The 387-nt window shown below is 39.0% G+C and carries 1 protein-coding gene; it reads left to right on the plus strand.

Annotated features, from left to right (window positions below; genetic code table 11):
- Window positions 1–148 precede the first annotated feature (148 nt).
- The coding region (locus IE312_RS44845) for a photosystem I psaA/psaB family protein (protein ID WP_229900952.1) at window positions 149–387 on the plus strand (239 nt) is incomplete at its 3' end.

The raw sequence follows: 387 nt of genomic DNA on the forward strand, positions 1-387 counted from the left end.
TAGTGAATAACTAAAGAAAATAGATGAATAGATGGAAGATAGAAGAGAAAGAAAAAAAAATTCTAAGTATCTATCATCGGTTCACTAATTACTTGAGTGACTGTTGGCGGGTTTCTTTGTATGTGTTGTCCGGAAAGAGGAGGACTCAATGATTATTCGTTCGCCGGAACCAGAAGTCAAAATTTTGGTAGATAGGGATCCCATAAAAACTTCTTTCGAGGAATGGGCTAAACCCGGTCATTTCTCAAGAACAATAGCTAAGGGACCTGATACTACCACTTGGATCTGGAACCTACATGCTGATGCTCACGATTTTGATAGTCATACCAGTGATTTGGAGGAAATCTCTCGAAAAGTATTTAGTGCCCATTTCGGCCAACTCTCTAT

Origin of the sequence: Streptomyces capoamus (genome assembly GCF_014654935.1) — a bacterium.
GTDB classification, from domain to species: domain Bacteria; phylum Actinomycetota; class Actinomycetes; order Streptomycetales; family Streptomycetaceae; genus Streptomyces; species Streptomyces capoamus.